The organism is Streptomyces sp. FH025, assembly GCF_017427025.1.
GTDB lineage: Bacteria > Actinomycetota > Actinomycetes > Streptomycetales > Streptomycetaceae > Kitasatospora.
Genome location: NZ_JAFLNG010000337.1, coordinates 1 through 8,178, shown reverse-complemented (window position 1 = coordinate 8,178; position 8,178 = coordinate 1). Strand labels below are relative to the sequence as shown.

Sequence of the window (8,178 nt, the reverse complement as noted above, 5' to 3'; positions counted from 1 at the left end):
TGATGGCGGTGGCCGCCGCGCAGGAGACCGCCAGACTGAGCCAGGCCGTGTTGAACCAGTGGCTGTTCAGCCAGCCCAGCGTCACGATGTAGGCGGCCCAGACCAGCGCCGCCAGCGCCGACCAGTGCAGGAAGCGGTGCGGATGGGCGGGGGAGTGGCCGATGGCCAGGTCCAGGACGGTTCGCCCGGCCGGCACGAACCGCGCGATCACCACCATCGCGGCCGCCCCGCCGTGAGGGCGCTCCACCAGGGACTGCTGGACCCGGGTCACGCTGGCCGCCAGCTTCGGGCGCCGGGCGAGCCGGCGCTGCAGTAGCGGGGCGCCTCGCCGGGCGAGGTGGAGCAGCAGGAGGTCGCCGAGGAAGGAGGCCACCGCCACACCCAGGCCCAGCAGCAGCGGGGCGCCGTTGATCTGCGCGGTCTTGAGCACGGCCAGGATGACCAGGGTCCCGCTCGGTATGAAGGGGAGCAGGGCGTCGCCGAGTACGGCGAACAAGGCCAGGGCGCAGATCCATGAGGATCCGATCGTCGCCACGAAGTCCAAGGCCTTACTCCCTCCACGCCGCCCGGGGGAGCAGGAGGCTGCTGGAGTCAACGCTAGCGCCTCGACTTTTCATGCCATGAAGCACCCCGGTATGCCGAGGATCACCAGGGGAGACCGCGGCCCGCCGGGCACGGCCGCGGGCGGCGGAGGAGTCGCCGCACATGGAACGAGCCCCCGGGGCGGGGTGCCGCGCCGAGGGCTCGCAGGGATCGTCCGGTGCTGGTCCAGCCCGACGATCTTGCTTGCGGAGTGCGGATCCCGTTGGGCGACCGCTCCTGATCACAGCCTGCCGGATGCCCGCCGCCGTTCGCGAGTCCCGGGGATGGCGACTTCCGCTCCTGGCGTGAAGTCGCCATCCGTGGTCACGCACTGGCGCTCCGTCAGGGGGCGGGTGGTTGGCCGGTACCGAGCGGATCGGCCGGAACGCGTCCGGCTCAAGGGAACAGCGAGTCCGGAGCTGTAGTTAATGCTGCTTGGCAGTAGCGACGGCAGGGCCGTCCGAGACCTGTGCGGCCGCTCACGACGGCCGGCCCAGGGGCAGCCGGATCAAGGACGGCCAGGAGGGAACACGGCATGACCACCGAGGACCAGCAGGAGCACGGAACCGAGCCGCGGATCGACCAGGCGATCCGGGGGACACCCCGCGGTACGGCACCCGCTCCGCTCTCGATCCTCGACCTGGCCAGTGTCGGCGTCGGATACACGCCCGGTGAGGCCCTCGCCGCCACCACCGAGCTGGCCCGCCGCGCCGAGCAGTGGGGGTACCACCGCTTCTGGGTGGCCGAGCACCACGGCATGCCCGGGGTGGCCAGCTCGACCCCGGCCGTCCTCCTCGCCCATCTCGGCGCCAACACCACGACGCTGCGACTCGGCTCCGGCGGGGTCATGCTCCCCAACCACGCCCCGCTGGCCATCGCCGAGCAGTTCGGCCTGCTGGAGGCCCTGCACCCCGGCCGGATCGACATCGGGCTCGGCCGCGCCCCCGGTACCGACCCGGCCACCGCCCGGGCGCTGCGCCGTGGCCTCGGCGAGGGCGCCGACGACTTCCCGCAGCAGCTCGCCGAGCTGACCCACTTCCTCGACGGGGACTTCCCCTCCGGACACCCGTACGCGCGGCTGACCGCCGTCCCCCGGAGCGAGGGCCGCCCGCCGATCTGGCTGCTCGGCTCCTCCGGCTTCAGCGCCCAGCTGGCCGGGCGCCTGGGCCTCCCGTTCGCCTTCGCCCACCACTTCAGCAGCACGAACACCATCCCGGCCCTGGACCTCTACCGGTCGTCCTTCCGCCCCTCCGCCGTGCTCAGCGAGCCGTACACGCTGATCGGTGTGAGCGCCGTCGCAGCCGACGACGAGGCTGCCGCTCTCCGCCTCGCCCGCTCCGCGGCCCTCGGCATGCTCCGGCTCCGGAGCGGCAACCCGGGCCCGATCCCCAGCCCGGAGCAGGCCGAGGAGTACCCGTACAGCCCGGCCGAGGCGGATTTCATGGACAGCCTGCTGGAGAACGTGGTGCTGGGCGAACCGGGCCAGGTCGCGGACGGTCTGGAGGCACTGCGCAAGCGGACCGGGGTGGACGAGCTGATGGTCACCTCGCACGTCCACGGCAACGAGGCCCGGATCCGCTCCTACGGTCTGATCGCCGAGGCCTACGGCCTGACAGCGAAGGCCTGACAGCCACCGCCCAGCGGCTACGGCCCGGAGGCTACGGCCCGGCGGCGGCAGCCCGCGTCGGGCCGAGCGCGGCCGTCCGGGGCGGGCCGGCCCTCGCGGAGTATCGCGGCGACCAGTTCGGCCTCGCCCGGCCGGGCGAAGTACCAGCCCTGCGCGGTGTCGCAGCCGGTCAGCCGGAGCCGTTCGGCCTGGGCGGCGCTCTCGATGCCCTCGGCGGTGACGGTCAGGCCGAGGGTGTGGGCCAGCTGCACCATCGCGCCGACGATCTGCTCGTCGGCGTCGCTGCGGCGGGCGCGGAGCTCGGGGAGGGACGGGCGGTCCGTCGGGGCCGGGTCACGGAAGCCCTCGATGAAGGTGCCGTCGAGCTTCAGGACGTGCACCGGCAGCCGGGAGAGGTAGGCCAGGTTGGAGTAGCCGGTGCCGAAGTCGTCGATGGCGATCCGCACACCCATGTCGGCGAGTGCCTGAAGTGCCTGCAGCGGGCGTCCGCCGGGGCCGAGCAGGGCGCTCTCGGTGATCTCCAACTGGAGCAGCCGGGCCGGCAGGCCGGTGAGTTCCAGGGCCCGGGCGACATCGGCGACCACGTCGGAGTCCCAGATCTGGCGGGCCGCCAGGTTGACGCTCACGAAGGTCTCGGTGTCGGGGAACTCGGCGAGCCATTGCTTGGCCTGGCGGCACGACTCCTCCAACACCCACTTGCCGAGCGGCACGATCGCGCCGGACTCCTCGGCCAGCGGGATGAAGCGGTCAGGGGAGAGCGTCCCGTAACGGGGGTGGCGCCAGCGGACCAGGGCCTCGGCTCCGTGCACCGCGCCGTCGGCCAGGCCGACCAGCGGCTGGTACTCGATGGTGAACTCGCCGCGTTCCAGGGCCGGGCGCAGGGCGGTGGCGAGCAACTGGCGGGTGAGCTGGTGGGCGCCGCGGTCCGGGTCGTAGAGGGTCCAGCGGGCGCGGCCGTCGGCCTTGGACCAGTAGAGGGTCGCGTCGGCGTCCTTCACCAGGTCGGCCGGGGTGGTCTCGCGCACCGACCGTTCGACGACGCCCACGCTGGCGGTGATCACCAGCCGGTGCCCGGCGACGTCGAAGGGACGTTCCAGCACCTCCAGGATCCGGCCGGCCAGCGCGGTCAGCTGTTCGCTGCCCAGGCTGTCGGAGACCAGGACGGCGAACTCGTCGCCGCCCATCCGGGCCACCAGGTGGGCGTCGCGTTCGGACAGCCCGTGTTGCAGCCGGGCGGCGACGGCGACCAGCAACTGGTCGCCGATGTGGTGGCCGAGGGTCTCGTTGATCGCCGCGAAGCCGTCGAGGTCCAGGTAGCAGACGCCGACCCGGCGCCCGCTCCCCGGAACCACGGGCCCGCCTGAACGCAGGTCCGCATCCGAGTCCAGGTTCGCGACCGAGCCCGTACCCGCACCGGAGCCCGGATCGACCGCGGGGCCCTCGGAGCCCGGCAGGCAGGCGGCGTCGAGCCGGTCGAAGAAGAAGGTCCGGTTGGGCAGCCGGGTCAGCGGGTCGTGCAGGGCCTGGAACTCCAGGCGGTCACCGAGCAGGCGCTGCTCGGTGATGTCCTCCACCAGCGCGAGGGTGTAGAGCGGCTGCCCGGCGGTGTCCCGGATCAGGGAGACGGTGACCTTGCTCCAGACCGTGTGGCCCTCGCGGTGCCGGAGCTGCTTCTCCACGCGGAACCGTTCCCGCCCGCGGCGGACGAGTTCGGTGAAGAGCCGGTGCGGCATGCCCTCCGGGTCGATGATCTCGTGCAGGTGGGTCTGGACCAGGTCGCCGACCTTGCGGCCGATCAGGGTCGCGAAGGCGGGGTTGACCTCGATGATCCGGTCCTCGGGGTCGATCAGGGCCATGCCGATGACCGCGTCGCAGAAGGCGGCCCGGAAACGGGACTCGCTGGCCCGCAACACCGACGGCGGCCGGTCGGTGTCGCCGTCCTCGGCGCCCGGAGCGCCGGTGTCTGCGAGGGCGCGTCGGTGGCCGTCGGCGGTCAGCGGGGCCGAGCAGGTGGGGCAGAGCAGCACCCCGGGGTCCTCCAGCGTGCCGCAGGCCGCGGCCGGAGCGGCCGGAGCGGCCGGAACGGCGGGGACGGCGGGGACGGTGTCCGGGACGAGGACCGGCGCGGCGAGGTGGCGGTGGTGTGACGATTCCTCTCGTCGCACGCCTGGGTGGTGTGCGTCGGCCCCCTCGTTCTGGCCCGGCACGGCATGCTCCCGTCCGCTGCTGACGCTTGACGATGGTCCGTCCGGCCCGGTCGGGACTCCGGCGGCCGGTTCCGCACTCTGTCGCGGTCCTCGGAGCCGATCCGCTGCGGGCTGCCCGCCGTGGGGCGCTGTCGCGCGGGGACCCGGGTGGAGAACAGGGCGCTGCGGCCGATCATAGGCCGCGACGGCAACGCGCGGTGACCGCCGCCAGGGTGATTCACCCCTTTTGTGATCATGCGTGGCGGAACGTTCGGACGCCCTTGGTGTACATCACATGAGGTGCGCGGGGAGCGTGTGAGCCGAGGCCGCGCCCCCGGGCGCCGGTCGCGCGCCGGGAGCGGGGTCCGGGCAGGGAGGGGAAGGCCCGGAGGGGCTCGGGAGAGGGGTCAGGCCAGCTTGGCCGTGAGGGTGATGGTGGTGCCGGCCAGGGCCTTGCTGACCGGGCAGTTGGCCTTGGCGTCCTCGGCGGCCCGGACGAAGCCGGCCTCGTCCAGGCCGGGCACCTCACCGGTGACGGTCAGGTGGATGCCGGTGATGCCGGTACCGGGCTGGAAGGTGACATCGGCCCGGGTGTCCAGCGTGGTGGGCGGGGTGCCGGCGCCGGTCAGGCCGTGGGAGAGGGCCATCGAGAAGCAGGCGGAGTGGGCGGCCGCGATGAGCTCCTCCGGGCTGGTCTTGCCGTTGGGCTCCTCGGCGCGGGAGGGCCAGGAGACGGGGAACTCGCCGATCCCGGAGGAGGCGAAGGTCACCTGCCCCTTGCCGTTGAGGAGGTTGCCCTCCCAGGCCGTGTGGGCGGTACGGATGGTTGCCACGATCGGTTCCTCCAACATAAAAAACTGCTGAGTCGTCACTTCCGGTCATGCACGCACCAGCCTACGGGCAGCCCCGCCCCGGGGCCGGGTGACGGGCGGTTCGGCGGACGGCCCGCCGGACGGGCCCTGGCAGGCTGTCCGGATGGTGGACGGATCCGTCGAACGGTACGGGCCCGGACGAGGGCCCTGTTAGATTTGCGGGGGTCCGAGCCCGGCCGCCGTACGGTCGGGCGCCCCACCCAGACACCGGGAGCCACCCCGATGACGGACCAGCCCACGACCCCCGACGCCGGCCTGCCGGACGGGATCGACGACGCGGTTCGGACTGAGCTGACCAGCCTGCGCGAGAGCATCGACAACATCGACGCCGCCGTGGTCCACATGCTGGCCGAGCGCTTCAAGGCGACCCAGCGGGTCGGCCGGCTCAAGGCCGAGCACAAGCTGCCGCCGGCCGATCCGGCCCGGGAGCGGGACCAGATCAAGCGACTGCGGGAGCTGGCCGCCGGGGCCAAGCTCGACCCGGTCTTCGCGGAGAAGTTCCTCAACTTCATCATCGCCGAGGTCATCCGCCACCACGAGGCCATCGCCCGCGCCTGAACCGGTCCTGAACCGGTCCGATGACGGCTCCCATGACGGTTCCTGTGACGGCTACCGTGACACGCTCGGTCGCGGGGCCGGTCACGGGCCTCGGAACCGGCCCGTGACCGGCCCCGGCGGCAGCGCCGACGGTCGGGCGGAGCCGGTGCTCCCCGCCCGACGATGTCGGGGGCGGCTAAATGCCGGATTTCGTACGGCTCCCCGGTTGGCGTAGCGTGCAGGTTTCCCCAGCCGGAGAGGTGGAGCAGCGACGATGGCGGTGAACCTGCCCGAAACGCCCAGCGGAGCTCCCGGCGATCCTGCCGTGCAGGGCGCCGAGATCGCCGAGATCACCCAGGACGCCACGTACGCCCGAGACACCCACGGCGGACCCGGCGGACCCGGCGGACCCAACGCACCCGGTGCACCCGGTGCGCCCGGCGGCCGTGCCGAGGCCCGCCGCCGCGCCGCCGGCTCGCGCGGCCGTCGAAACCGGCGGGACCGCCGGGCGGGGCGCAAGTCCAGGCCGCTGTGGATCGAGCTGCCCGCGATGGCGGCGGTCGGCCTGGTGGTCGCGCTGTTGATCAAGACCTGCCTGTTCCAGGTGTTCTCCATCCCGTCCGGCTCGATGGAGAACACCCTGCGGATCGGCGACCGGGTCGGCGTGAACAAGCTCGCGCCGCTGACCGGCTGGGAGCCGGAGCCGGGTCAGCCGGTGGTGTTCAAGGACCCGGGGAACTGGCTGCCGCCGCAGCCGGTGGACTCGAACCCGTTGACCAACGCCGTGAGCTCGGTGCTGAGCTTCGTCGGGCTGGTGCCGCCGAAGGACGACAACTACCTGGTCAAGCGGGTCATCGCGACCGGCGGCCAGACCGTGCAGTGCAACGGCACCACGCTGACCGTCGACGGCAAGAAGGTCGACGAGCCGTACCTGCACCCCGGAGACGACTCCTGTGCGGGCCTGGACTTCGGTCCGGTGACGGTGCCTACGGGCTACATCTGGGTGGAGGGCGACCACCGCAGCGACTCGGCCGACTCCCGCTACCACCAGCGCGGCCCGGGTGGCGGCGCCGTCCCGGTGGACGACGTGGTCGGCCCGGTGTCGGGCGTCGTGTGGCCGCTCAATCACCTCGACTGGTTCGGCTGGACCGGCCGCTGACCCCGCGCTCGGAGGCGGCCACCCGCTCCCGCGCCTCCCGGCTCCCCGAGGCCGCTGCCGCCTCCGGCGTCGCCTCCACTGCCGCCGGTTTGCTCGACTGCGCCGCGAAGGCACCCGCCAGCACCAGCAGGCCGCCCGTGATCTGCGGCAGTCCGAGGTGCTCGCCGAGCAGGACCCAGGCCAGCACGGTGGCGACCACCGCCTCCAGGTTGGCCACCACCCCGGCGACCGGCGGCGAGAGGTATCCGACGGAGACCACGCCGGTCAGGTAGGCGAGCACGGTGGCGATCAGCACCATCCAGGCGGCTGGGATGACCGCGGGCAGGGTGTGTCCGTTCATCACCACCGAACCGCCGAGCTTGCCCCAGTCGGCCTGCCAGGGCCGGGTGAGCGCGGTGAGCACCACGGCGCCGATGAGCAGCCCGTACGCGCTGACGGCCAGAGGGTCGACCGGGCGCTCGCCGCGGCGGCCGGCGTCGGCGAGCACGAAGTAGCCGACCTGGCAGCAGGCCGCGCCGAGGGCGAACAGCACGCCCAGCGCGTCGAAGCTCAGGCCGTTCCAGACCTCCACCACGCAGGCCAGTCCGGCCACCGCGACGCCGGCGCCGACGGCCGCGCCCCGGGAGATCGGCTTGCGCTGCACGAACTTCACGTAGCCGATCAGCAGGGGCGGCCCGAGGTACTCGATGAGCAGGGCGACGCCGACCGGGATGCGGGAGATCGCCGCGAAGTAGCAGGCCTGGACGCCGGCCACGGCGAGCAGGCCGAAGCCGAGCAGCAGGCCGGGGCGGCGCAGGACGGCGTCCCGGTGCCGGTAGGCGATGGGCAGGAGCGCGACGGCCGCGCCCGTGACCCGGAGCCACACCACGTGCAGCGGTGACAGTCCGGCCTCGATCAGCGGCTTGGCCGCGGTGCCGGAGCCGCCGAAGGCGAACGCGGAGACCAGCGCGAGGCCGAGGCCGAGGGTTCTGCCCGAAGGGTGGGTGGGCGAGGCCGTTGATCTGTGCACGGCCGCATTCTGGCAGTCACACCGACGCTTCGGTAAGGCGCCATTCCGTCATTCGGTCCTGGTCCCTACTGTGCGCAGCGGCGCAATCACCTGCACGAAATCGCCGACGCCCGGAATCGCCGACGCCCGGAAACACCAGCGCACGAAAATGCCGACGCCCGAAAACGCCGGCGCCCGGGGGCGATAGCCCCCGGGCGCCGGCGTCA

Annotated in this window: 7 protein-coding genes; 3 read left to right on the top strand and 4 right to left on the bottom strand. The window is 73.0% G+C overall.

Annotation, left to right across the window (positions count from 1 at the left end):
• A partial coding sequence (locus tag J0670_RS22665; protein WP_307806643.1) for a VTT domain-containing protein occupies positions 1-535 on the bottom strand: 535 nt, incomplete at its 3' end.
• 582 nt (positions 536-1,117) lie between these two features.
• Between J0670_RS22665 and J0670_RS22660 the strand changes: the two genes are divergently transcribed.
• Positions 1,118-2,209 (top strand): LLM class flavin-dependent oxidoreductase, encoded by a 1,092-nt coding sequence (locus tag J0670_RS22660; protein ID WP_207813490.1) that lies wholly within the window; start codon positions 1,118-1,120, stop codon positions 2,207-2,209.
• A gap of 17 nt (positions 2,210-2,226) precedes the next feature.
• On the opposite strand, the gene J0670_RS22655 is transcribed toward J0670_RS22660, so the two are convergent.
• Both J0670_RS22655 and J0670_RS22650 read right to left on the bottom strand, forming a co-directional pair.
• A complete protein-coding gene (locus J0670_RS22655) occupies positions 2,227-4,374 on the bottom strand; it encodes a bifunctional diguanylate cyclase/phosphodiesterase (protein ID WP_207813489.1) in 2,148 nt (715 codons plus the stop codon).
• 428 nt (positions 4,375-4,802) lie between these two features.
• Complete coding sequence (locus J0670_RS22650) at positions 4,803-5,228, bottom strand: OsmC family protein (RefSeq protein WP_207813488.1); 426 nt, start codon at positions 5,226-5,228, stop codon at positions 4,803-4,805.
• Between the two features lie 261 nt (positions 5,229-5,489).
• Between J0670_RS22650 and J0670_RS22645 the strand changes: the two genes are divergently transcribed.
• Together J0670_RS22645 and lepB are read left to right on the top strand one after the other, a co-directional pair.
• Positions 5,490-5,825, top strand: coding sequence for a chorismate mutase (locus J0670_RS22645; protein WP_207813487.1), 336 nt, complete (start codon positions 5,490-5,492; stop codon positions 5,823-5,825).
• A 253-nt stretch (positions 5,826-6,078) separates the two neighbouring features.
• Entirely contained in the window at positions 6,079-6,963 is an 885-nt protein-coding gene (lepB, locus tag J0670_RS22640; protein WP_207813486.1) for a signal peptidase I, read from the top strand.
• Here the strand turns inward: lepB and J0670_RS22635 are convergent.
• A complete protein-coding gene (locus J0670_RS22635; RefSeq protein WP_207813485.1) occupies positions 6,926-7,972 on the bottom strand; it encodes a DMT family transporter in 1,047 nt (348 codons plus the stop codon). The two genes, lepB and J0670_RS22635, sit on opposite strands and share 38 nt — an antisense overlap.
• Between the last annotated feature and the right edge of the window lie 206 nt (positions 7,973-8,178).

Coding starts and splice junctions, on each gene's coding strand:
- J0670_RS22645 (WP_207813487.1), top strand. CDS start 5,490: ATGACGGACCAGCCCACGACCCCCGACGCCGGCCTGCCGGACGGGATC.
- lepB (WP_207813486.1), top strand. CDS start 6,079: ATGGCGGTGAACCTGCCCGAAACGCCCAGCGGAGCTCCCGGCGATCCT.
- J0670_RS22660 (WP_207813490.1), top strand. CDS start 1,118: ATGACCACCGAGGACCAGCAGGAGCACGGAACCGAGCCGCGGATCGAC.